The sequence below is a fragment of the Streptomyces sp. NBC_00876 genome (assembly GCF_045207435.1).
In the GTDB taxonomy this organism is placed as follows: domain Bacteria; phylum Actinomycetota; class Actinomycetes; order Streptomycetales; family Streptomycetaceae; genus Streptomyces.
This window is the reverse complement of sequence record NZ_CP108800.1, coordinates 1063441-1085769: the sequence shown is the minus strand read 5'-3', so window position 1 is coordinate 1085769 and position 22329 is coordinate 1063441. Positions and strand designations below refer to the sequence as shown.

The 22329-nt window shown below is 71.4% G+C and carries 23 protein-coding genes; 15 read left to right on the top strand and 8 right to left on the bottom strand.

Annotated elements, in window-relative coordinates:
• Positions 1-291: 291 nt before the first annotated feature.
• The 3 genes from OG782_RS04655 (at position 292) to OG782_RS04645 (ending at position 2525) form a co-directional block, all read left to right on the top strand.
• Positions 292-1395 carry a radical SAM protein gene (locus OG782_RS04655; RefSeq protein WP_406458848.1) on the top strand — a complete coding sequence of 368 codons (1104 nt, stop codon included), beginning with the start codon at positions 292-294 and terminating at the stop codon, positions 1393-1395.
• Positions 1392-1604, top strand: coding sequence for a hypothetical protein (locus tag OG782_RS04650; RefSeq protein WP_406448116.1), 213 nt, complete (start codon positions 1392-1394; stop codon positions 1602-1604). Before OG782_RS04655 ends, OG782_RS04650 begins: the two co-directional genes overlap by 4 nt.
• A gap of 117 nt (positions 1605-1721) precedes the next feature.
• On the top strand, positions 1722-2525 hold the full coding sequence (locus OG782_RS04645) for an aminoglycoside phosphotransferase (RefSeq protein WP_406458846.1): 804 nt from the start codon (positions 1722-1724) through the stop codon (positions 2523-2525).
• Positions 2526-3017: 492 nt separating this feature from the next.
• Here the strand turns inward: OG782_RS04645 and OG782_RS04640 are convergent, their stop codons facing one another.
• Complete coding sequence (locus tag OG782_RS04640) at positions 3018-3890, bottom strand: undecaprenyl-diphosphate phosphatase (protein ID WP_406448115.1); 873 nt, start codon at positions 3888-3890, stop codon at positions 3018-3020.
• A gap of 222 nt (positions 3891-4112) precedes the next feature.
• The gene (locus tag OG782_RS04635) at positions 4113-4826 is read right to left on the bottom strand and encodes a TVP38/TMEM64 family protein (RefSeq protein ID WP_406448114.1); all 714 of its coding nucleotides are present in this window, start codon (positions 4824-4826) and stop codon (positions 4113-4115) included.
• 49 nt (positions 4827-4875) lie between these two features.
• Here OG782_RS04635 and OG782_RS04630 point away from each other — a divergent pair, with 49 nt between their 5' ends.
• The 3 genes from OG782_RS04630 to OG782_RS04620 all read left to right on the top strand — a co-directional run bounded on the left by OG782_RS04630 (position 4876) and on the right by OG782_RS04620 (position 8095).
• The gene (locus tag OG782_RS04630; protein ID WP_406448113.1) at positions 4876-5613 is read left to right on the top strand and encodes a DNA alkylation repair protein; all 738 of its coding nucleotides are present in this window, start codon (positions 4876-4878) and stop codon (positions 5611-5613) included.
• A 305-nt stretch (positions 5614-5918) separates the two neighbouring features.
• A complete protein-coding gene (gene tuf / locus OG782_RS04625) occupies positions 5919-7088 on the top strand; it encodes an elongation factor Tu (protein ID WP_406448112.1) in 1170 nt (389 codons plus the stop codon).
• Positions 7089-7249: 161 nt separating this feature from the next.
• Positions 7250-8095, top strand: coding sequence for a spermidine synthase (locus tag OG782_RS04620; protein ID WP_406448111.1), 846 nt, complete (start codon positions 7250-7252; stop codon positions 8093-8095).
• Here the strand turns inward: OG782_RS04620 and OG782_RS04615 are convergent.
• Together OG782_RS04615 and OG782_RS04610 are read right to left on the bottom strand one after the other, a co-directional pair.
• Positions 8057-9364: an MFS transporter gene (locus OG782_RS04615; RefSeq protein WP_406448110.1), complete on the bottom strand. Its 1308-nt coding sequence runs from the start codon at positions 9362-9364 to the stop codon at positions 8057-8059. The genes OG782_RS04620 and OG782_RS04615 overlap by 39 nt on opposite strands.
• A gap of 52 nt (positions 9365-9416) precedes the next feature.
• The gene (locus OG782_RS04610) at positions 9417-10517 is read right to left on the bottom strand and encodes a hypothetical protein (RefSeq protein ID WP_406448109.1); all 1101 of its coding nucleotides are present in this window, start codon (positions 10515-10517) and stop codon (positions 9417-9419) included.
• Positions 10518-10671: 154 nt separating this feature from the next.
• On the opposite strand from OG782_RS04610, the gene OG782_RS04605 reads away from it, so the two are divergent.
• Positions 10672-11109, top strand: a complete 438-nt coding sequence (locus tag OG782_RS04605; RefSeq protein WP_406458844.1) for a DUF4442 domain-containing protein — start codon at positions 10672-10674, stop codon at positions 11107-11109.
• A gap of 147 nt (positions 11110-11256) precedes the next feature.
• Entirely contained in the window at positions 11257-11919 is a 663-nt protein-coding gene (locus OG782_RS04600; protein ID WP_406458842.1) for a DedA family protein, read from the top strand.
• 63 nt (positions 11920-11982) lie between these two features.
• On the opposite strand, the gene OG782_RS04595 is transcribed toward OG782_RS04600, so the two are convergent.
• Positions 11983-12513: a gamma carbonic anhydrase family protein gene (locus OG782_RS04595; protein ID WP_406448108.1), complete on the bottom strand. Its 531-nt coding sequence runs from the start codon at positions 12511-12513 to the stop codon at positions 11983-11985.
• Between the two features lie 168 nt (positions 12514-12681).
• Here OG782_RS04595 and OG782_RS04590 point away from each other — a divergent pair, with 168 nt between their 5' ends.
• A complete protein-coding gene (locus tag OG782_RS04590) occupies positions 12682-13419 on the top strand; it encodes an acyltransferase (protein ID WP_406448107.1) in 738 nt (245 codons plus the stop codon).
• 37 nt (positions 13420-13456) lie between these two features.
• Here the strand turns inward: OG782_RS04590 and OG782_RS04585 are convergent, their stop codons facing one another.
• Complete coding sequence (locus tag OG782_RS04585) at positions 13457-14323, bottom strand: EamA family transporter (protein WP_406448106.1); 867 nt, start codon at positions 14321-14323, stop codon at positions 13457-13459.
• Between the two features lie 95 nt (positions 14324-14418).
• Here OG782_RS04585 and OG782_RS04580 point away from each other — a divergent pair, with 95 nt between their 5' ends.
• On the top strand, positions 14419-14991 hold the full coding sequence (locus OG782_RS04580) for a helix-turn-helix domain-containing protein (protein WP_406448105.1): 573 nt from the start codon (positions 14419-14421) through the stop codon (positions 14989-14991).
• Between the two features lie 44 nt (positions 14992-15035).
• On the top strand, positions 15036-15596 hold the full coding sequence (locus OG782_RS04575) for a YbaK/EbsC family protein (protein ID WP_406448104.1): 561 nt from the start codon (positions 15036-15038) through the stop codon (positions 15594-15596).
• Positions 15597-15668: 72 nt separating this feature from the next.
• Here the strand turns inward: OG782_RS04575 and OG782_RS04570 are convergent, their stop codons facing one another.
• Positions 15669-16079, bottom strand: a complete 411-nt coding sequence (locus tag OG782_RS04570) for a CoA-binding protein (RefSeq protein ID WP_406448103.1) — start codon at positions 16077-16079, stop codon at positions 15669-15671.
• 59 nt (positions 16080-16138) lie between these two features.
• On the opposite strand from OG782_RS04570, the gene OG782_RS04565 reads away from it, so the two are divergent.
• The 3 genes from OG782_RS04565 to OG782_RS04555 all read left to right on the top strand — a co-directional run bounded on the left by OG782_RS04565 (position 16139) and on the right by OG782_RS04555 (position 21212).
• A complete protein-coding gene (locus OG782_RS04565; protein WP_406448102.1) occupies positions 16139-16765 on the top strand; it encodes a YigZ family protein in 627 nt (208 codons plus the stop codon).
• 233 nt (positions 16766-16998) lie between these two features.
• The gene (locus OG782_RS04560; RefSeq protein WP_406448101.1) at positions 16999-18165 is read left to right on the top strand and encodes an exonuclease SbcCD subunit D; all 1167 of its coding nucleotides are present in this window, start codon (positions 16999-17001) and stop codon (positions 18163-18165) included.
• On the top strand, positions 18162-21212 hold the full coding sequence (locus tag OG782_RS04555) for an AAA family ATPase (protein WP_406448100.1): 3051 nt from the start codon (positions 18162-18164) through the stop codon (positions 21210-21212). Before OG782_RS04560 ends, OG782_RS04555 begins: the two co-directional genes overlap by 4 nt.
• Here OG782_RS04555 and OG782_RS04550 read toward each other — a convergent pair.
• Positions 21202-21648: an Lrp/AsnC family transcriptional regulator gene (locus OG782_RS04550; RefSeq protein WP_406448099.1), complete on the bottom strand. Its 447-nt coding sequence runs from the start codon at positions 21646-21648 to the stop codon at positions 21202-21204. The genes OG782_RS04555 and OG782_RS04550 overlap by 11 nt on opposite strands.
• A gap of 93 nt (positions 21649-21741) precedes the next feature.
• Here OG782_RS04550 and OG782_RS04545 point away from each other — a divergent pair, with 93 nt between their 5' ends.
• On the top strand, positions 21742-22230 hold the full coding sequence (locus OG782_RS04545; protein WP_406448098.1) for a rhodanese-like domain-containing protein: 489 nt from the start codon (positions 21742-21744) through the stop codon (positions 22228-22230).
• Positions 22231-22329: the final 99 nt, after the last annotated feature.

Below are 22329 nucleotides of genomic sequence, written 5' to 3'. Positions count from 1 at the left end.
AATGACAGCGGTCTCCTACGGGCGGGGCTCAACCACTGAATATGCGCTACACCTCCCCATCTCCCGCTCTGGCTGTTGCTGTATCCCTTCCGACGACAACCAGGGCGGGCGGCAGGGAGGCCCCGAATCCCACAAGGAGGCGGTCGGTGACCCTCCCAACGAACGAAGTGCCCGCGGTGAGCGCGACAGTGGCTGACGCGATCTGACCGCCCAATTCCGCCCCTAGGAGGTTCCGTGAACGGAGAACACAGCACCAAGAAGCGCAGGAATGGCGCGGCCCCTCAGCAGCTCGTGGCCAGTCCGTTCCTTGCCCAGTACCTCCTCGTGCAGCCTGGCCGGGCAGCCGGCGTGCGCATCCCGGAGATCCGCTACGAGGAGCTGCACACCGCCAGCACGGAAGGCCACCCTGTCCCGGCCTGGCTCGTTGATGCGGCGATGAAGGCGTGGGGCACCGAGCTGCCCGAGGCGCCGGTCGGCGATGTCGTCCTCGTCCGCGAGCGATCCCAGTACGGGTACGGGAAGGCGTCATGGGAGATCAACCTCGGCTGCGACTACGACTGTCAGTTCTGCTACCTCGGCGAGAAGCGGTTCGAGGGCCTGGACTGGGGCGGCAAGAAGCAGCTCTTGGAGACGCTGCGTGACGCCGGCGTTCTCTGGTTGCAGATTACCGGCGGCGAAGCCCTGATCGACCGCGAGTTCGGAGCGGCCTACGAGTACGCCCACCGGCTCGGGATGATGGTTCAGGTCTCGTCGAACGGATCGTCGCTGCGGAAGCGGCCGATCCGGGATCTGTTCGCCCGCCACCGGCCCTATCGGCTGACGCTGAGCGTGTACGGCGCGACCGCCGAGACGTACGACAAGGTCACACGGAACCGCGGCGCCTTCGGCCGCTTCGTACAGGGCCTCGACGCCGCCCGCGAAGACCGGCTCCCGGTCCGCCTGAACGTGATCGTCTCCGACGACAACGCCCACGAAGTCGACGCGATGGTGGCCCTGTGCGAGAGCTACGGCTTCACGCACCAGGTGTTCACGAACATGTCACCGACGATCGATGGCGAGGCGAACCCGCTGGCGACGCAGGCCGAGAGCCACATCAAGGCCCGTCGCGTCTTCACCGGCTGCAACGCGGGCCACACGTTCTTTCACGTCAACCCGCACGGCATCGCGTCGATCTGCAAGGTCGGCCGCGACCCGAGCGTGAACCTCGTCACTGAGGGCATCGAAGCCCTCCCCCGACTCGGCGGGATCGCCGAGTCCCTACAGCTCCGCACCGGTGGATGCTCTGGCTGCACGATCGCGGGCACGTGTCGTACGTGTCGCCCGCTGGCCAAGCTCTATCAGGAGGCGGGGGACAGAAGAGATCTCTACTGCCAGCATGGAGGCTACGGATCATGACTCCACCCACCGCAACCCTGGCCACGCCGCGTCAGCCGGTGCCGGTTACGATCGGCCGCCGCCCGGCGGACGGACCGACCGGCGTCCTGCCGGTGCCGCTGACCGCCGCCTCGATCAAGGACGACGAGATCCAGATCATCGCCGACCTCGACGAGGCAGCCGAAGGAGCCGAGTGCAGCTGCTCGGCCGGTGACGACCAGCCGTACTAGGCCGCCACCGCGGGCGGCCCCGTACCGCCTGATCCACTCGTTGAATGCCGCTCCGGCCGTACCCTGGCCGGGGCGGCATTTCCCTATCACCGACCACCCGAGGAACTGCGCGTGTCCATGTCCCGTATCGACTTCGACCTGCTTCCCCCTGACGTCCGCCAGGCCGTCGCCAACAAGACCGGCGCCGTGCACCAGGCGGAGACCGCGGCAGGCGGCATGAACTCCGGCATCGCCTCCGTCCTCTCCACGGAGAGCGGCAGCGTCTTCGTGAAGGGCATCCCCGCAGACCACCCGCAGGTCGCCGCGCAGCGCCGCGAGGCAGCGGTGGCCCCGCACCTGCCGGCCTCGTGCCCGCGCCTGTACTGGCATCTGGAGCTCGACGGCTGGAGCATCCTCGGGTACGAGGTGGTCGATGGCCGGCATGCCGACTACGCGCCCGGGTCGCCAGACCTGCCGCTCGTGGAAGCGGCGCTGACTGAGTTGCAGGGTGTCTCGGCCCCCGCCGACGTGGAGATCAAGGACGCGGTGGATCGATGGGCGGACTATGCCCCGGCGGGGACCTTGCAGCATTTCGACGGCGACGCGCTGCTGCACACCGACTACGCGCCGGACAACGTCCTGATCGTCGGCGACCGCGCCCGGCTCGTCGACTGGGCGTGGCCGACGCGAGGCGCAGCGTGGATCGACCCGGGCGCCCTGGCTCTGCGACTGATGGATGCCGGCCACCCTGTGGAAGCAGCCGTCGGCTTCGCGAGCCGCTTCCCGTCGTGGCGGAACGCCGATCCGGATGTCCTCGCAGCGTTCGGCGCGGCCACCGCGGCGCTGTGGCGGGAGATCGCGGTGGAGGACGGGACACCGTGGAAGCTAAGGATGGCGGATCGGGCCACAACGCTGGAGCGAGCCCTGCATACCGGTCTGTAGAGGGGTCGTTCCGGGGTGTAGCACCCGAGGGCGAAAGGCCCGTGCGCCCACGGGCGCATGGGCGCGTGAAGGGACGGTAACGGACGGGGATGCGGCCCAGGTCAGGCAAGAAGTGCCTGGTCAGAGGTCTGCGCGGTTCCGGTTCGAGTCCGGTTCCGAACCGTCGGCGAGGTGACGGCGCTGAGCTCATGGAGCGTGGGACCGCAGCCTTTGCGTGGGATGAGTCACATTGGCGTGTTCCTGTGAACAGCCACGGCGCGGCGCATTTTGGGTGCCTACGGCGCCAGCGGGGCCGGTCGGCTTGGTCTGGCTCAGACCCGCAGAGAAGGGCCCTGTGTGGGCCCTTCTCTGTTTTCGCGACTTTGCGTTTGCATCCCGTTCGGTTGCGCTTCTCCCGGTCTCCTTGTCGGGAGACGAGTGGGAGATGATCATGGTGCGCAGATGCGTGGAGGTGCCTGAAAGTGCTAGATGCTGCTAGGTATGGGCGCTTGATCAGCCTGCAGATTCGCCCGCGTGCGGGCTCAGGGCCCCCGCGCCGACCAGGATGAACAGCACGATGCCCAGAATGATGCGGTAGATCACGAACGGCATGAAGCTCTTCGTCGTAATGAACTTCATGAACCATGCGATGACCGCGTACCCCACACCGAATGCGATGAAGGTCGCGAAGATCGTCGGCGGCCAGGACACATGGCCCTCGCCCGCGTCCTTCAGCTCGAAGACGCCGGAGGCGAGCACCGCCGGGATGGCGAGCAGGAACGAGTAGCGCGCCGCCGCCTCGCGGGTGTAGCCCATCAGCAGACCGCCGCTGATCGTCGCGCCCGAGCGGGAGACGCCCGGGATCAGGGCCATCGCCTGGCAGAAGCCGAAGATCAGGCCGTCCTTGACGCCGAGCTCCTTGAGCGACTTGCGCTCCTTGATGGCCCGGTGTTTGCCGCCGGTCTCGTCGCGTGCGGCCAGCCGGTCGGCGATGCCGAGGACGATGCCCATCACGATCAGCGTGGTGGCGATCAGGCGCAGATCGCGGAACGGGCCCTCGATCTGGTCCTTGAACGTCACGCCGAGGACGCCGATGGGGATCGAGCCGACGATGACCAGCCAGCCCATCTGCGCATCGTGGTCGCCGCGCATCGAACGGTCCGTCAGCGACTTGAACCACGCCGTGACGATCCGGACGATGTCCTTGCGGAAATAGATGAGGACTGCGGCCTCCGTGCCGATCTGGGTGATCGCGGTGAACGCCGCGCCAGGATCGTGCCAGCCGGCGAATGCCGCGGTGAGCCGCAGATGCGCGCTGGAGGAGATCGGCAGGAACTCGGTCAGTCCTTGAACGAGGCCGAGGACGAACGATTCGAACCAGCTCATGGGGCTTGGGCCATCCCGGAGTGATCATGCATCGGCCGACGGCATCTGCCGTCGGCGGCGTGCGGATTGCGGTCGTGCGATGACAGGGCCGCGTCGGACCCGGAGATCGTCGGTCGGCCGCGGGCAGCGTATCGCCCCCGGATGAACAGAGTTACGACAACCCCCGCGCAGCCCGCCCCACGGCCCGTCGCCCGGCCGGCGCGGCCCGCGCCACCCGCCCCCTCACTCCGTGCCCAGCCGGTGACGCCTGCGCCAGGCCACCACGGCCCCGCCGGCGCCCGTCAGCACGATGAAGCCCATCGCGGCCAGGAAGGCGGGCGAGGTCGGCGAGGCTGCCTCGCTTCCCGCCACGACGTACGCGGCCGTGTTCGGGATCGAGCCGAGACCGGTCGCGACCAGGAACGGGGGATATCCCATGCGCGACACGGCGGCGCAGTAGTTGGCGGCGGCGAACGGCACCCCGGGGAAGAGCCGCAGCGCCAGCATCGAGCGGAAACCGTGCCTGCTCAGCTGCCCGTCCGCCGCCCGCATCCAGCGCCCGCGCAGCAGCGTCCTGAGCGCGTCCTGGCCCAGCACCCGGCCGAGCATGAACGAGATGCCGGCGCCCAGCACCGTGCCCGCCAGCGCCGCCGCCAGCCCGGCCTGCGAGCCGAACAGTGCACCGGCGGCGAGATTGAGCAGCGGGCGCGGCACGAACGCCACGGTGCAGACGCCGTACGCCAGGCCGAAGAGCACAGCCGCGGCGGCCCCGCCGCTCAGCTGGGACGCGCGGCCGGAGACGAGCAGCTGCTGGGGCTCCAGCAGCAGCATCGTCGTCGCGGCGGCCAGCAGCACCGCCACGAGCAGGGAGAACCGGGACCAGGGCGACAGAAGCAGCCGTGTACAGCGCACGGCGAGGCCACCGGCGGGCCGGGTGGCGGGGACGGGGTCGAGCATTCGGGGAGAGTAACCGACACCCAGGTGTGATCGCCGTAATGTGACCGTTATGAGCCACGGAGCCGAACCGGTCAGGGAGAGCGCCGAACCGGCACCCGGCCTGCCCCGGAGCGTTCTCGCCGACACCGTGCTGGAGCGGCTGACCGTGCTGTATCCCACGGCGGCCGACCCCGTGCGCGCGCGTTCGGCCGCCGCGTACATGAAGGACGTGGCGCCGTTCCTCGGCATTCCCACGCCCCGGCGCCGCGCCCTGTCCCGCTCCGTCCTCGAAGGCACCCAGCGCCCCGACGAGGCGGACTGCGCCGCGATCGCGCTGCGCCGCTGGGCGCTGCCCGAGCGCGAGTACCAGTACTTCGCGGCCGACTACCTGCGCCGCCATGCCGCACGCTGCTCGGCCGGATTCGTGCCGGTACTGCGCCATCTGGTCTCCACCGTCTCCTGGTGGGACACCGTCGATGTGCTGGCCGCCCATGTCGCCGGCCCGCTGGTGGCCGCCGACCCGGCGCTCCGGCAGACCATGGACGAGTGGATCGAGGACGACGACCTCTGGATCGCCCGCACCGCGCTGCTGCACCAGCTCCGCTTCAAGGAGGCCACCGACACCCGGCGGCTCTTCGCCTACTGCCTGCGCCGGGCGGACCACCCCGACTTCTTCATCCGCAAGGCGATCGGCTGGTGCCTGCGGGAGTACGCCAAGACGGACCCGCAGGCCGTACGGGAATTCGTCGACGGCGCCCGGGACCGGCTCGCGCCGCTGTCCGTACGCGAGGCCACCAAGCACCTCTGAGGTGCGCCGCGGCCCAACCCCCGTACCGCCCACCGAAATTCGCTCGACGGGCCGACAGCCGTCGGACATGATCGAGTCATGTTCCGGTACGCCTTCCTCGCAGCGCAGTCCGCAGTCGCGGACACGCCGAAGGCTGCCGTGAGCCCCCTCGCAGCAGTGGTCGCAGCAGCGTTCACCGCTGCCGCAGCGCCCTTCGGCGGCGCCCGAAGCTGACCCTCCCCCGACTGTCCGGCGGACCCCGCAAGGGGAGGGTCGGCCGGGCCCCGGGGTCTTCGTTCTTCAGCTTCGCACCCAAGGAATTCACCATGCCCAAGACGGCATACGTGCGCACCAAGCCGCACCTCAACATCGGCACCATGGGCCACGTCGACCACGGCAAGACCACCCTGACCGCCGCCATCACCAAGGTCCTCAGCGACCGCGGTACCGGCACGTTCGTCCCGTTCGACCGCATCGACAGGGCGCCCGAGGAGGCGCAGCGCGGCATCACCATCAACATCGCGCACGTCGAGTACGAGACGGGCACCCGGCACTACGCGCACGTCGACATGCCAGGGCACGCCGACTACATCAAGAACATGGTCACCGGTGCGGCGCAGCTCGACGGGGCGATCCTCGTCGTCTCCGCGCTCGACGGCGTGATGCCGCAGACCGCGGAGCACGTGCTGCTCGCCCGTCAGGTGGGTGTCGACCACATCGTCGTCGCCCTCAACAAGGCGGACGCGGGAGACCCCGAGCTGACCGACCTGGTCGAGCTGGAGGTGCGCGAGCTGCTGACCTCCCACGGCTACGGCGGCGACACGGTGCCCGTCGTCCGGGTGTCGGGTCTGCGGGCGCTGGAGGGCGACCCGCGCTGGACCGCGGCGGTCGAGGCGTTGCTCGACGCCGTCGACACGTACGTACCGATGCCGGTGCGCTACACCGACGCGCCGTTCCTGCTGTCGGTGGAGAACGTCCTGACCATCACCGGCCGGGGCACGGTCGTCACCGGCGCCGTGGAGCGCGGCACCGTCCGCGTGGGCGACCGGGTGGCGGTGCTCGGTGCGGACATCGAGACGGTCGTCACCGGTCTGGAGACCTTCGGCAAGCCGATGGAGTCCGCGGAGGCCGGCGACAACGTCGCGCTGCTCCTGCGCGGGGTCGAGCGCGACCGGGTACGCCGCGGGCACGTCGTCGCGGCGCCGGGCAGCGTCACCCCGAGCCGGCGCTTCACCGCGCAGGTGTACGTCCTGTCGGGGCGCGAGGGCGGCCGCACCACTCCCGTCGCCACCGGCTACCGGCCGCAGTTCTACATCCGCACCGCGGACGTCGTCGGCGACGTCGACCTCGGTGCGGCGGCGGTGGCGCGGCCCGGCGAGACGGTCACCATGACCGTCGAGCTGGGCCGGGACGTCCCGTTGGAGGCGGGCCTCGGCTTCGCCATCCGTGAGGGCGGGCGCACGGTCGGCGCGGGCACCGTCACCGGACTGCTCTGAGGCGTGCGGCCGTTCCGGGTCCGTCTCCCGTACGCCACGGGAGGCGGACCCGGAGCCGTGCGCGGGACCGAGGGTCCTGCACCCCGCCGTCGATCCGTCGTCTCTTCCCCAAGCCGTCGCCGCGGTCAGGAACAGCTGCCCCCACGCCCCACAATGGGGGAGTGAACGAGTCGATACCCGTCATCCGCGATGTGGACCAGGGCACCGCCAGACTGCTTCCCGACGTGGACCGGGAGCGGGCCTGGCTCCTCACGGTCGACGGTGCGCCGCAGTCGTACGTCGATCTGGACGCGCCGGAGCACCTCGAATTCGAGTACGCGCGACGGCTCGCCCACGTCGTGGACTGCGCGGCCGGACCGGGCGCGCCGCTGGATGTCCTGCACCTCGGCGGCGGCGCCCTCACTCTGCCCCGCTACGTCGCCTCGACCAGGCCGGGCTCCCGGCAGGAGGTCGCCGAGTCGGACCGCGGTCTCCTGGACCTGGTTGCCGAGCACCTCCCGCTGCCGGCGGACAGCGGGATCACCGTGCACGCGGGGGATGCCCGCAGGGTGCTGGAGGAGACCGTGCCCGGCTCCGTGGATGTGCTGATCGCGGACGTCTTCGGCGGTTCCAGGGTCCCCGCCCACCTCACGTCCGTCCCCTACTCGCAGGCCGTGGCACGGGCGCTGCGTGCGGACGGCATCTACGCGGCGAATCTGGCCGACGGGGCGCCGTTCGGCTTCCTGCGCTCGCAGCTGGCCACCTTCGCGACCGTCTTCGCCGAGCTGGCCCTGATCGCGGAGCCTGCCGTGCTGCGCGGCCGGCGCTTCGGCAACATCGTCCTCGTCGCCTCACAGGTCCCCGTCGATACGGCCGCCCTGATCCGCCGCTGCGCGGCCGACGCGTTTCCGGCCCGGGTGGAGTACGGGGACGCGGCCGCCGCGTTCATCAAGGGTGCCCGGCCGGTCGGCGACGAGGAGGCGGTCGCCTCACCCGAGCCGCCCGACGGCGCCTTCGGTATCGGCTGACGCGGCCGGGACCTTGGCCAGGACCTCGGTGGACCTGGTCCTGCGGGTCAGATTGCGTACGTCCGGCACGAACAGCACCGCCGCGGTGACCAGCACGACCAGACCCGCGCAGCCCCACAGCGCCTGACTGCGGCCGACCAGTGACTCCACCGGGCCGGCGAGCGCGGTGGCGACCGGCATCATGGCCACGGAGCCGAACCAGTCGTAGGCCGAGACCCGGGACAGCTTCTCCTCCGGGATCTCCTGGTGCATGGCCGTCATCCAGGACACCCCGAAGACCTCGATGGCCGCCCCGCTGACGAACATCACCGCGCACAGTCCCGCCACCGGCAGCGGCACGGCGAGTCCCGCCGAAGGCAGGGCCAGGGGGAAGACGCAGAGGGTCCCGGCCAGCAGCAGGCGCCGCGGCTTCCACCGCATCATCAGCAGCGCACCGGCCAGGGTGCCGACACCGAACGCGGCGAGCGCGAAGCCCCAGGGGCGGGCGCCGCCGAGCTCGTCCCGGGCGACCAGCGGCCCGTACACCGCCTCCGCGGCCCCGACCGCGGCGACGACCACGGAGAACTGCGCCACGATGGCCCAGAGCCAGGGGCGCCCGATGAACTCCTGCCAGCCGTCCCGCAGATCGGCGAGCAGACCGCCGCCGGGCTCCCGCGACGGGATGTGACTCACGTCGAGGAAGGCGCGCAGCGCCCCCGCGGCCGCGAAGGCGGCGGCGTCGACGGCCAGCACCCAGCCCGGGTTCATCGCGGCGATCATGGCGCCGCCGAGCGCCGCGCCACCGATGGCCGCGCCCTGCATGGACATCCTGAACAGGGCGAAGGCGCGGCTCGCCTGTTCGCCGCTGACACTGGACATCAGCATGCCCTCGGCCGCCGGGTTGAAGAACGCCTGCCCGGTGCCGCACAGGGCGGTGAGCAGCATCATCTGCCACAGCTGGGGGTCACCGGCCAGGACGAGCCAGGCGAAGACCCCCTGTGAGACGAAGTTCAGGGCGTTGGCCGCGACCATCACGCGGTGGCGCGGCACCCGGTCCGCGATCGCCCCGCCGATCAGCAGGAAGAGGACCAGCGGCGCGGTCCTGGCCGCGGCCACCAGACCGACGTCGCCGCCGTCGCCGCCCGACTGGAGAACCGCGAACGCCGCCGCGATCAGCGCGCCATGGGTACCCAGGCCCGTGATGATCGCGGCGGCGGTCAGCAGCCGGTAATTGCGGCCCGCCGGAATGGGGCGGTCGGAGCGGGATACGGGGTCGGGTGCGGCAGTCACTCAGGGACTATCGCGGCAATGACCTCGTTGTGCCAAATGCATTCCCGCCGGGTCAGGACTCGGTGATCTTCACCAGCCGTACCGTGCTCAGAATCTTCTGGATCGTCGCGTCGGGCAGCTCGTCGTCGACGTTAGCGGCGGCGTACAGCACCCAGGAGGAGAAGGCGCCGTTGCTGTTCTTGAAGGTGAAGGCGATGCTCTTGCCGTCGGTGTCGCACTTCGTCACCTTCTTGACGTTCGGGGCAGTGGCGGTGACCAGGCTGCCCGTCAGGCCCGACTTGGTGGTGTACTGCTTGGCCTTGCTGATCTTGATGGTCTTCTTCGGCATGTGCTGCGCGTAAGCGGCCCACACCCAGGTGCCCGCCTCGTTCCTGGCGTTCAGATCGGCGTCGGTCGCACCCTCGGCGCCCCGGGTGCCCGCACCGGCCAGGCTGCTGTTCTCGTCGACGCCGTCCTTGTCGGAGTCTTGGACACACCACTTGCTCTTGAGGTCCGCCGGTCCGGTGAAGCCGATGAGAGGCTGCTTGTCCTCCTTCGCTTCGTCCTCGAAGTACGAGAACACGCTGGGCGGTGAGACCTCCCAGTCGCCGGGCACGTCGAACTGCGTGCCCCACTTGGGGTTGGTCACGACCTTCCAGCCCGCGATTTGCGGCTTGGCGTCCCCGTCGTCACCGCGCGGGTTCGCCTCGGACGAGGACGCGGAGCCGGAAGGCTTGACGGGCGCGGACGACTTCTTGTCGTCGGCGACGTTCTTGCCGTCCTTGCCGTCGTCCTTGTTCATGACGACGACGCCCGTGACCACCGCGGCCACGACGACCGCGGTCGCCGCGACGATGGCGATGGCGGTGGTCTTCTTCTTGTCGTTGCCGGGCTCGGGCCCGCCGGGCGGACCGGGCACCGCGTACTGCGTGACGGTCTGCTGGTACGGGTTGGGCTGCTGGTGTCCCGGCTGGCCCTGCTGCGGGTAGCCGTATCCGGGCTGCTGCCCGGGCTGGCCCTGCTGCGGGTACCCGGGCTGCTGCCCGGTACCCGGCTGCTGATATCCCGGCTGCTGATAGGGATTCGGCTGCTGGTACCCCGGCTGCTGGTACGGGTTCTGGTTCTGGTCCTGCGGGTTCTGCTCGCCCCCGGGCGGCTGCTGTCCTGGCCACATGGCGAGTAACGATAGAGGGGCACCGACCGGGCGGCTACGGCCGCCCCCGTGAGCGGACGGTGAAGGATCCGGCCCCGGGGCGGGTTCGGCGACGGAGGAGCATGGCCAAAATGGCCTACCCGTGAGTAACATCGAGCTCATGAGCGCTGAACAGATGACCGCGGGCGAGATGGTCGCCGCGACGGTTCCGATGGTCCGGACCCTCAACCTCGAATTCCTGGAGTCCACCGCAGAACGCGCGGTGGTCCGCATGCCGGACCAGGCCGACTTCCACAACCACGTCGGCGGACCGCACGCCGGGGCGATGTTCACGCTGGCCGAGTCGGCGAGCGGTGCCATCGTCATCGCCGCGTTCGGCGACCAGCTGACCCGTGCCGTCCCGCTCGCGGTGAAGGCCGAGATCGGTTACAAGAAGCTGGCCATGGGCGAGGTCACCGCGACCGCCACCCTCGGCCGGCCGGTGGCCGACGTCGTCGCCGAGCTCGACGCGGGCCTGCGCCCCGAATTCCCCGTCGCGATCCAGATACAGCGCGCGGACGGCGCCGTGACCGGTGAGATGACCGTGGTCTGGACGCTGCGCCCGAACAGCTGATCGCGTACGTCCCGGCCGGGCCGCCACGCACCCGGGAGGGAGCGGGCGGCCCTTCGCGCTGTCCCGGCCGGCGGCGCGCCCGGTAGGCTTCCCGCCGTGCGCCGAGGAGTTGTCCGGCGACAGGACATCACTACGGAGGAACCGGCGTTGCACATCCAGGAGTGGCTGGAGACCGTCCCCGCAATCAGCGTGTACGTCCTGGTGGGCGTCGTGATCGGCCTGGAGAGCCTGGGCATCCCCTTGCCCGGTGAGATCGTGCTGATCAGTGCGGCGCTGCTGGCGGCCGGACACGACGGCATCAACCCGTGGGTCCTGGGCGCCTGTGCCACGGCCGGCGCCGTGATCGGGGACTCGATCGGCTATGCCATCGGACGCAAGGGCGGGCGGCCGCTGCTGGCCTGGCTCGGCGGGAAATTCCCCCGGCACTTCGGCGAGAGCCAGATCGCCCTGGCGGAACGCTCGTTCCACAAGTGGGGCATGTGGGCCGTCTTCTTCGGCCGCTTCGTCGCGCTGCTGCGTATCTTCGCCGGACCGCTCGCCGGCGTCCTGCACATGCCGTACTGGAAGTTCCTGATCGCCAATGTGCTCGGCGGGATCGCCTGGGCGGGCGGAACCACGGCGGTCATCTACTCGGTGGGGGTCGTCGCAGAGGCCTGGCTCAAGCGGTTCTCCTACCTGGGACTGGCGATCGCCGTCCTGATCGGGCTCGCCTCGATGCTGGTCCTGAAGAACCGGGCCAAGAAGGCGGCCGCGCAGTCCACGGCCGTCGCCACCGAGCCCGAGCCGGGGACCGTGCCGGTCGCCGACTGACGAGCCGACCGACCAGGGCCGCCGGGCCGGGCGGGCCGCGGCCCGCTCTCGCGGCCCGTGTGCTCAGCCCTCGTGCGCCTGGCGGTGGGCCTTGGCCAGTTCGACGTAGCCGACCGCGTTGAACCTGATCCCCTCGAGCTCCTCCTCGGTCAGCTGCCGCTTGACCTTGGCGGGCACGCCCGCGACCAGTGAGCCCGGGGGCACCCGCATCCCCTGCGGGACGAGGGCCTGTGCCGCGATCAGAGAACCGGTACCGATGTGCGCGCCGTTCAGGACGGTGGCGCCCATGCCGACCAGGACATCGTCCTCGATGGTGCAGCCGTGCAGCACGGCGTTGTGCCCGACCGAGACGCGCTCGCCGACCGTGACGGGGAAGCCGGGGTCGCCATGGACGCTGCAGTTGTCCTGGATGTTGGAGCCGGCACCGATGACGATGGGGCCGCAGTCCGCGCGCAGCACCGCCTGGTACCAGAGGCTGGAGCCCGCGGCCATGGTGATGTCACCGATCGCGACCGACGTCGGTGCGGTGAAGGCATCCGCGTCGATGACCGGCTCCTTGCCGCCCATTCCCGTGATCAACGCCTGCTCGGCCATCACACGTTCCTCCTTGCTCCGGTGCCGTGGGCCGCGGTGGTCCGATCGCCGCCGGCCGTTCCCGCGGGGAAACGGTAAGCGACGGGCGGGCGGGTCCGTGTCCTGTTGGGGTGAAGATCACAGGCCGGTGCGGCGGCCGGTCCCCGGCCCGCCGACTACCGTGTGCGAGTGCCGAAGAACAGAAACACGTTCTCCTCCCTGTCCGCCTGGCGGCGGCGCGTCCTGTCCGGGGCCGTCCACCGTGGCTGGCGCTGGGTGCAGGAGGCCGGCGCCGTCACCGCGGCACACCCCGGCGGGCTGCGGTTCGGCCGGATCGGTGAGGGTACGCGGCTGGCGTTCCCGCAGGGCACCGTCTTCGGGGAGCGGTGGATCGAGCTCGGTGTGCACTGCATCATCGGCGAGCAGGTCACCCTCACCGCGGGGCTCATGCCCGATCTGGATCTCGGCCCGGACCCGATCCTGACGCTCGGCGACGGTGTGGTGCTGGGCCGCGGCAGTCATGTCGTCGCCGACACCACGGTGACGATCGGCTCGGACACGTACTGCGGACCGTACGTCTACATCACCTCGACCAACCACAGCTACGACGACCCGCAGGAGCCGGTCGGCAAGCAGTGGCCGCGAATGGAGCCGGTGGCCATCGGGCCCGGCTGCTGGATCGGGACCGGGGCGGTGATCCTGCCCGGAGCCCGGCTCGGGCGCAACGTGGTAGTGGCGGCGGGTGCGGTGGTCCGTGGCGAGGTGCCCGACCACGCGGTGGTGGCCGGGGCGCCCGCCCGTGTCGTACGGCGCTGGGACCCCGAGAAGGGCTGGCAGCCTCCGCTGCGCACACCGGCCCCGGTGCCGATCCCGGAGGGTGTGACCCCCGAGCAGCTCCTGGCCGTGGCCGAACTGGACGAGAGCTGACTGACCGATCCCCGTCGGCAGTGGGCGCCGGCCTCCGTCACCCCGTCGCGAGCAGCACCGTGCCCACCAGGGCGAGGCCCGCGCCTGCCGCCTGCACCCCGCGCAGCCGCTCTCCGAGGAATCCGCGCGCGGCCAGCGCCGTGACCACCGGGTAGAGCGAGGCCAGTACGGCGGCGACGGTGACGGGCCCGTGGTGAGCGGCGGCCGAGTAGGTGCCGTTGGACGCGACGTCCGCGAGTCCCACGAACGCCAGGGCGGGCAGCGAGGCCCGCACCATGGCGATGCCCCCTTCCTCGGGCAGGGCGCGGCCGCCGCGCCGCACCGAGACGTACAGAGCCGTGCCGCCCACGGCGATATTGGTCATCCGCTGTACGAAGAGCGCCAGGAACAGCCCGGTCACCGTGGTGGACGCCTCGGCGATCAGCGACATCACTGCTCCGAAGCCGAACGCGGCCAGCAGGGTCAGCAGCACCGCCCGGCGCTGCACCGGCGCGCCGCGCAGCTGCGGGCCACTCGCCATCACGACGCCCGTCACGGCGACGGCGACCCCGGCGAACTGCAGCGGCCCCGGACGTTCACCGACGATCAGCCCGGCGCTCACCGGTACGGCCACCCCCAGCGAACCGAGGGGGGACACCACGCCCATCGGGCCGAGCGCCAACGCCTTGTAGAAGCCCAGCAGCGCGAGGGGCCCCACCACGCCCGCGGCCACGGCGTACCAGAGCTGTCCGCCCGCCTCGCTCCAGGCCCCCGTGGCGACCACGATCACGGCGAGCACCGCGGCGGCCACGGCCTGCGAGACGACCACGACGGTGAGCGCGGGCGTACGCCGGGTCAGAAGCCCGCCGCCGAAGTCGGCCAGGCCTAACAGGAGGCTCGTGGCCAGGGCGAACAGTGCTGTCATGCGCGGGCCCTCACAGTACAGTGTGGTGAACGGCTCGGTACGCTACACCGTAGTGCGATATTCTCGACCGTCTTATTCAAAATATTGGACGGAATGTGACAGATCTCGACCAGCTGACCCAGTCCCTCGCGCGTAATCTCAAGCGCTGGCGCGGTGAGCGGGGCTTCACCCTGGACACACTCGCCGCCCGAGCCGGAGTCAGCCGCGGCATGATCATCCAAATCGAGCAGGCGCGCACCAATCCGAGCGTCGGCACCGCGGTCAAGCTCGCCGACGCGCTCGGGGTCAGTATCACCACGCTGCTCGACCACGACCAGGGCTCACCGGTCCGCGTGGTCCCGGCCGACCAGGCCGTGCGCATGTGGTCCACAGAGGCGGGCAGCTCCACCACCCTGCTGGTCGGCACGGAGGCACGGGGTCCGCTCGAACTCTGGTCCTGGCGGCTCATGCCGGGCGACAACAGCGCGTCCGCCCCGCACCCAGACGGCACCGTGGAACTGATCCACGTCACCACGGGCACCCTCACCCTGTTCGTCGACGACACCCCGCACATCGTGTCCGCAGGCGCCTCCGCCACCTTCGAGGCGCACCACCCCCACGTCTACCGGAACGAGGGCTCGGAGCCCGTCGAACTCACCATGGCCGTGTCCATCCCGCCCGTCAGGTGAGACGTCCAACAGGCATGGCGCGAGCGGCTGTTAGCGTGGCGGACATGCGCGCACCCATCGGTTCCTTCGACAATGCCCGCCCCGCCGCCGACCGCCTGGACCTGCTCACCGCCCCGGTCGCGGCAGCGGTACGCGCGGGCTGGGGAGGCTTTCCGGCCGAGCAGATCATCCACGTCGACACCGACCCGGAGATCGCCGACACCTCGGCCTTCGTCGAGCACCACGGAGCCGAACTGCTCAACCGGTCGGCGAACTGCGTCGTGGTCGCGGGCAAGCGCGGTGGCGAGGTCACCCTGGCCGCCTGCCTCGTCCTCTCCCACTCCCGCGTCGATGTGAACGGCACGGTCCGCAAGCACCTCGGCGCGCGCAAGGTGCGGTTCGCCTCGATGGACACGGCGGTCGGCGACACGGGCATGGAGTACGGCGGCATCACGCCCGTCGGGCTCCCGGCCGGCTGGCCCCTGCTGATCGATTCCGCCGTCGCGGACGAGGAGTGGGTCCTGATCGGCAGCGGCAGCCGCCGGGGCAAGCTGATCATGCCGGGCAAGGCGCTGGCGGCGCTGCCGGGCGCGGTAGTGCTGGAAGGGCTCGGCATTCCGGGCTGAGGCCACCGTCCGGCGCGAGCCGGTCCAGCCGTTCCTCGTTCCAGCCGTTCTTCCTTCCAGCCGTTCCTCGTTCTAGCCGTTCAGCGCGGGGATCTCGATGGCCGGGCACCGGTCCATGACCATGTCGAGTCCGGCCGCCCGGGTGCGGTCCCAGGCCTGCTCATCGATCACACCGAGCTGGAACCAGACCGCCGATGCACCGATCGCGACGGCCTCGTCGGCCACCGCCCCGGCCAGGTCGCTGTTGACGAAGACGTCCACCACATCGACCGGGAACGGGATGTCCGCCAGCGAGGCGTACCCGTCCTCGCCGTGCACCCGCTCCGCCTTGGGATGCACCGGAACCACGCGCTTGCCGAAGCGCTGAAGGACCTCGGCCACCCCGTAGGCCGCGCGTGAACGGTTGGTGGACAGCCCCACCACGGCCCAGGTGTCACCGGTGCCTGTGAGAATTCTGCGGATCGTCTCCGTGTCTGCGTACATGGTCCGCACAACCGGCGGCCCGTCCCGGCCATTCCCGCAGGTACGCATAGGGTGGCCGGATGCAGGAGCAGTACCGGACCGTCGCCCGAGCGGGCGTGCACGAGACCGAGATCAACCGTTCGCGCTTCATCTGCGCGCTCGCCCCCGCCGCCACCGAGCAGGAGGCGCAGGAGTTCGTCGCCCGCATCCGCAGGGAACACCCGGCAGCCACCCACAACTGTTTTGCCTATGTGATCGGCGCCGACGCCTCCGTACAGAAGGCCAGTGACGACGGCGAACCGGGCGGTACAGCCGGCGTTCCCATGCTGCAGATGCTGACGCGTCGCGAGATGCGGTACGTCGTCGCCGTCGTCACCCGCTACTACGGCGGGGTGAAGCTGGGCGCCGGCGGGCTGATCCGGGCGTACGGGGGAGTGGTCGGCGAGGCCCTCGACGCCCTCGGCACGCTCACCCGGCAGCGGTTCCGGCTCGCGACCATCACCGTCGGCCACCAGCGGGCCGGCAGGCTGGAGAACGAACTGCGGGCCACCGGAAGGACCGTGCGCGAGGTGCGGTACGCGGAGGCGGTGACCATCGGGATCGGGCTGCCCGACGCCGAGGTCGAGGAGTTCCGGCGCTGGCTCGCCGACGCGACGGCGGGCGAGGCGGAGCTGGAGCTGGGCGGCGAGGCGTACGGCGACGCCTGATCCCCTGGCGCGCGAAGGGGCGTATCCGGGGCCGGGCGTGATCCGGCCGGTCCGCACTGCCGATCGGCTCACCTGCCGTTCCGCGGTGATGGGAGACTGTGGTGCGGGAGGGAACGGGTACGAGGCGCCGTGAACGGGGTGGGTGCCGGCAGCAGGGTCCGGAGGCGCAGCGGTGCACAGCCGGTGCGGACCCGGGGGCGGAGGAAGCGAAACATGCAGGTCGGAGCCGGCTCTTGAGGATTTTGCACACATCGGACTGGCACCTGGGGCGGTCGTTCCACCGGGTCCCGCTGCTCGAGGCGCAGGCCGCGTATCTCGACCGGCTCGTGGCGACGGTGCACGAACGCGAGGTCGACGTCGTGCTGGTGGCAGGTGATGTGTACGACAGAGCGGTGCCGCCCCTTTCGGCCGTCCAGCTCTTCGACGACGCACTGCACCGGCTGGCCGCCGCCGGCGTACCCACCGTGATGATCTCCGGCAACCACGACTCGGCGCGCAGGCTCGGCGTCGGCGCGGGGCTCATCGGACGGGCCGGCATCCACCTGAGAACCGACCCCGCCCACTGCGCCACCCCCGTCGTGCTCGCCGACGCACACGGCGATGTGGCGTTCTACGGCCTCCCGTACCTGGAACCCGCCCTGGTCAGGGACGTCTTCAAGGCGGAACGCGCCGGGCACGAGGCCGTGCTGAGCGCGGCCATGGACCGGGTCCGCGCCGACCTCGCCGGGCGGCCGGACACCACCCGGTCCGTGGTCCTCGCCCACGCCTTCGTCGCGGGCGGCGAGCCGAGCGACAGCGAACGCGACATCACCGTCGGCGGCGTCGCCGCAGTCCCCGCCGGGGTCTTCGACGGCGTCGACTACGTCGCCCTGGGGCACCTGCACGGCTGCCAGACCGTCGCCGAACGCGTCCGGTACTCCGGGTCCCCGCTCGCGTACTCCTTCTCCGAGGCCGCTCACCGCAAGACCATGTGGCTGATCGACCTCGACGCCTCGGGCGCGATCGCCGCCGAGCGGGTCGACTGCCCGGTGCCCCGCAGCCTCGCCAGGCTCCGCGGCCGCCTCGACACCCTCCTCGACGACCCCGCCCTGGACCGGCACGAGCACTCCTGGGTGGAGGCCACCCTCACCGATCCGGTCCGCCCGGCCGACCCGATGGCCCGCCTCATCGAGCGGTTCCCGCACACACTCAGCCTCGTCTTCGACCCGGAGCGGGCACCCGACGACCCGGACACCTCGTACGCCCGGCGTCTGCGGGGACGCGACGACCAGAGCATCGCGGAGGATTTCGTGGCCCATGTCCGCGGCGGACACGGAACCGACGAACACGAGCGGACGGTGCTGCGCAGCGCCTTCGACCACGTGCGCGTCGACGACGCAGTGCGCGAGGTGAACGGGTGAGGCTCCACACGCTCGCCATCACGGCGTTCGGCCCGTTCGGCACCACCCACGAGATCGACTTCGACGCGCTCTCCGCCGCCGGGCTCTTCCTGCTCCACGGGCCGACCGGCGCAGGGAAGACCTCGGTCCTCGACGCCGTCTGCTACGGCCTGTACGGCGCCGTGCCCGGTGCCCGTCAGGGCCCAGGCACCTCGCTGCGCAGCGACCACGCCCCGGCGGACCTGCCGACCGAGGTCCGCCTCGAACTCACCGTCGGCGGACGCCGTCTGGAGATCACCCGGCGTCCGGCGCAGCCCCGCCCCAAGAAGAGGGGCGGCGGGCACACCACGGAGAAGGCGCAGAGCTGGCTGCGCGCGTACGACCCCGAACAGGGCTGGCAGGCGCTGAGCCGCTCGCACCAGGAGATCGGGGAGGAGATCACCCAGCTCATCGGAATGAGCCGGGACCAGTTCTGTCAGGTCGTACTCCTGCCGCAGGGCGATTTCGCCCGCTTCCTGCGCGCCGACGCAGAGGCGCGCGGCAGACTCCTCGGCCGGCTCTTCGACACCCGGCGCTTCGCGGCCGTCGAGGAGCGCCTCGCCGATCTGCGCCGGAGCGCCGAGACCCAGGTGAGGGCCGGGGACGAACAGATCCTCGCCCTCGCCCAGCGGATCGCCCAGGCGGCCGGCCCCGCCGCGCGCGAGTGCCCGCTGCCCGAGGCCCAGCCCGGTGAACCGGGCCTTGCCGAAGCGGTACTGGGATGGGCCGCGGCGGCCCGCAGCAGCGCCCGGGAGCGCCTCGACATCGCCGCCTCGGTGCTGGCCACGGCCGAGAGCAGGCAGGCGGCCGCCCGCCGGTCCCTGGACGCCGCACGCGAACTGGCCGGCCTCCAGCAGCGCTACACGGAGACACGACGCCGCGCGGCCGCACTCGAAGCGGGCCGTCCCGGACACGACGACGCCCAGGAGCAGCTGAAGCGGGCCCGCAAGGCGGATCTTGTCGCCCCGGCACTGGAGCTGCGCCAGGAGGCCGAGCGCGCGTATCACCGGGCGAGGGCGGCCCGTGACCGCTCCCGGGGCCGGCTTCCCGCCGGCCTGGCCGAAGCGGGCGCGGAACAGCTGGCGGCGCTCGAGCGCAGGCTCCGCGAGGAGCTCGGCGGCCTCGAAGCCGCGCGGCGCGCCGAACGGCGCAGCGCCGAGATCGACAGCGAACGCACGGCGCTGGAGCGGCAGGCCGGGGCGGACGACGACCTGATCCGAGACAGCGTCGGCTGGCTCGCCGGCTGGGAGGCCACCCGGCACGGCCTGCACGCCCGCATCGAGGAGGCGCAGGAGGCGGCGACCCGCGCCGAACTGCTGGCCGGGCGGCTGGAGCCGGCACGACGGCGCCTGGACGCGGCCCGTCGCCGCGACGCGCTGGAGCAGGAGGCAGCGCAGGCAGAGGGCCGGCTGGGCGAGGCCCGCGAGTACGCACTGGGTACCCGCGAGCACTGGCTCGACCTACGCGAACGCCGGCTGCACGGCATCGCGGCGGAACTCGCCCGGGAACTCGCCGACGGCGAACCCTGTACGGTCTGCGGATCGGCGGAGCACCCCGCGCCGGCCCGGGCCGGGGACGGACACGTCGACCAGGCCGCCGAGGAGGCGGCCGAGGCCCGCCACCGGCGGGCCGAGCAGGCGCGGACCGAGGCCGAGCACGCGCTCGGTGCCGTACGCGAGCGGTATGCGGCGGCCCGCGCCGAGGCCGTGGAAGCGGTCGGCGAGGGGACCGCGGCGGACGGGGACGGTGCGGGTCCGACGGCCGGCGCACTCGCCGCGCTCGTGGACTCGCTGGCCCGGGAACACGCCGAGGCGTACCGGACCGCGGCCGGGATGCACGCGGCGCGCGAGGCCCTGGCAGCCGCCGAACGCGAACAGGAACAGCGGGCCGGTGACCGGGAGCAGGCCGAACGCAGGACCGCCGCCCGTACCTCCCGTCGCGAGGGGCTCGACCGTGAACAGGCCGCCCTGGAGGAGGTGCTGGACCGGGCACGCGGCGGATCGGGCAGCGTCGGCGAGCACGCCACGCTCCTGAACAACCGCGTCACCCTGCTCGTCGAGGCCGCCGGGACGGTGCGTGAGGAGGAGAGCGCCGCAGCGCGGCTCAAGGAGGCCGACGACCGGCTCGCGGACGCCGCGTTCCGGGCCGGTTTCGACACCCCGCAGGCTGCGGCGGACACCCTGCTCGACGACGCCGGACAGCGTGCGCTCCAGCACCGGATCGACGCCTGGCAGGCCGAGGCGGCCGCCGTCGCCGACCGGCTCGCCGAGACCGGCGCCCGCGCCGCCGCCGAGCGTCCCGCGGCCTCCCCGGACGCGGCACAGACGGTGTACGACGCGGCCGAGCGGCTGATGAGAGAGGCCGCGGCCGCCCTCGCCGCGGCCCGGGAACGCTGCACCGAGCTCAGCAGACTGTCGCGCCGGGCGGCGGACGAGGTGCGCGGCCTGGGACCGGTGCGCGCGGAGTACGAGCGGGTCGCACGGCTCGCCGGGCTCACCGCGGGCACCTCGGCGGACAACGAACGCAAGATGCGGCTGGAGTCCTACGTACTCGCGGCCAGGCTCGAACAGGTGGCGGCGGCCGCCACCGCCCGGCTGCAGCGGATGTCGTCCGGCCGCTACCAGCTGGTGCACTCCGACGCCCGTACAGGAGGCCGCAGGGCCGGTCTCGGTCTGCATGTCATCGATGCCTGGACCGGCCGTGAACGCGACACGGCCACGCTGTCCGGCGGTGAGACGTTCTTCGCCTCGCTCGCCCTGGCTCTCGGCCTCGCCGACGTGGTCACCGACGAGGCGGGCGGCGTACGGCTGGACACCCTCTTCATCGACGAGGGCTTCGGCAGCCTCGACGAACAGACCCTCGACGAGGTGCTCGACGTACTCGACTCGCTGCGCGAGCGGGACCGCAGCGTCGGAATCGTCAGCCATGTCGCCGATCTGCGCCGCCGCATTCCGGCCCAGCTGGAAGTGGTCAAGGAACGGCACGGATCGGCCGTACGGCTCCGGGCGGCGGACGGGTTCAGCGACTGACGGCCCGGCGCGGCAGCGGCGAGGAGTAGACGACGCTGGTGGTGACGGAACCGAGGGCGCCGATCTTCCCGGACACGGCCTCGAGATGACTCATGGAACGGGCCGTCACCTTCAGCACGAAACAGTCGTCGCCGGTGACGTGATGGGCCTCCACGATCTCCGGTGTGCTGTCGAGGAGGTCGTGGAACGGCTTGTAGTTGCCGTTCGGATACCGCAGCCGTACGAAGGCGAGGATCGGCAGGCCGAGCCGCTCCGGGTCGACCACCGCCGCGTACCCGCTGATGATTCCGGCCTCCTCCAGCCTGCGCACGCGTTCCGTCACCGCACTCGACGACATCGCCACGGCCCGTGCCAGCTCGGCGAATGTCGCACGGCCCTCGCGCTGCAGGACGTCGAGAATGCGCCAGTCGGTGGCGTCCGGGGAATAGTCGGTCATGCGATGAGGAAACAGGGAAATCCCCGGCGGATCAAGAGGGGTGCCGGGGAAGTCGCCTTCCGGAGCCGGATCGCCGGACGTAGATTTCTGGGCATGACTTCGCAGCCCGCCACCATCGCCGGTAACCCCGTACTCCGCGTCCCGCCCGCAGCCCCGGCCGTCGCCGCCGCCTACTTCGGCGCTTCGCTCGCCTTCCACGCCGATGTCTCCGACGTCGCCGAGGCGCTGGCGGCCGGCGGTGACCCCGGCTTCGTACTCCTCGACTCGCGCTCCACCGCGTCCTGGGACCAGGGACACATCCCCGGGGCGGTTCACCTGCCGACCGCACTCATCGCCGAGCAGGCACCGAGACTGCTCGACCCGGCCGTGCCCGTGGTCACCTACTGCTGGGGCCCCGGCTGCAATGGCGCCACCCGCGCGGCGCTCGCGCTGGCAGGACTCGGCTACCAGGTGAAGGAGATGCTCGGCGGCTTCGAGTACTGGGCGCGCGAGGGCTTCGAGTCCGAGACCTGGCAGGGACGCGAGCGGCGCTCGGCAGACCCGCTCACCGCACCGGCCGGCACGGACGACTGCGGCTGCTGACAGGAGCTTGCCGGAGCGGTGGCCCTACGTGGACGAATGCGGCCGCTCACGGCGGGTGGCCGGTCCCGGACACAGGAACCCGGAACCGGCCACCATCCG

Excerpts from the sequence above, each read along its gene's own strand:
- OG782_RS04650 (WP_406448116.1), top strand. The coding sequence starts at position 1,392 with ATGACTCCACCCACCGCAACCCTGGCCACGCCGCGTCAGCCGGTGCCG.
- OG782_RS04645 (WP_406458846.1), top strand. The coding sequence starts at position 1,722 with ATGTCCCGTATCGACTTCGACCTGCTTCCCCCTGACGTCCGCCAGGCC.
- OG782_RS04640 (WP_406448115.1), bottom strand. The coding sequence starts at position 3,890 with ATGAGCTGGTTCGAATCGTTCGTCCTCGGCCTCGTTCAAGGACTGACC.
- OG782_RS04635 (WP_406448114.1), bottom strand. The coding sequence starts at position 4,826 with ATGCTCGACCCCGTCCCCGCCACCCGGCCCGCCGGTGGCCTCGCCGTG.
- OG782_RS04630 (WP_406448113.1), top strand. The coding sequence starts at position 4,876 with ATGAGCCACGGAGCCGAACCGGTCAGGGAGAGCGCCGAACCGGCACCC.
- tuf (WP_406448112.1), top strand. The coding sequence starts at position 5,919 with ATGCCCAAGACGGCATACGTGCGCACCAAGCCGCACCTCAACATCGGC.
- OG782_RS04610 (WP_406448109.1), bottom strand. The coding sequence starts at position 10,517 with ATGTGGCCAGGACAGCAGCCGCCCGGGGGCGAGCAGAACCCGCAGGAC.
- OG782_RS04605 (WP_406458844.1), top strand. The coding sequence starts at position 10,672 with ATGACCGCGGGCGAGATGGTCGCCGCGACGGTTCCGATGGTCCGGACC.
- OG782_RS04595 (WP_406448108.1), bottom strand. The coding sequence starts at position 12,513 with ATGGCCGAGCAGGCGTTGATCACGGGAATGGGCGGCAAGGAGCCGGTC.
- OG782_RS04585 (WP_406448106.1), bottom strand. The coding sequence starts at position 14,323 with ATGACAGCACTGTTCGCCCTGGCCACGAGCCTCCTGTTAGGCCTGGCC.
- OG782_RS04575 (WP_406448104.1), top strand. The coding sequence starts at position 15,036 with ATGCGCGCACCCATCGGTTCCTTCGACAATGCCCGCCCCGCCGCCGAC.
- OG782_RS04570 (WP_406448103.1), bottom strand. The coding sequence starts at position 16,079 with ATGTACGCAGACACGGAGACGATCCGCAGAATTCTCACAGGCACCGGT.
- OG782_RS04565 (WP_406448102.1), top strand. The coding sequence starts at position 16,139 with ATGCAGGAGCAGTACCGGACCGTCGCCCGAGCGGGCGTGCACGAGACC.
- OG782_RS04550 (WP_406448099.1), bottom strand. The coding sequence starts at position 21,648 with ATGACCGACTATTCCCCGGACGCCACCGACTGGCGCATTCTCGACGTC.
- OG782_RS04545 (WP_406448098.1), top strand. The coding sequence starts at position 21,742 with ATGACTTCGCAGCCCGCCACCATCGCCGGTAACCCCGTACTCCGCGTC.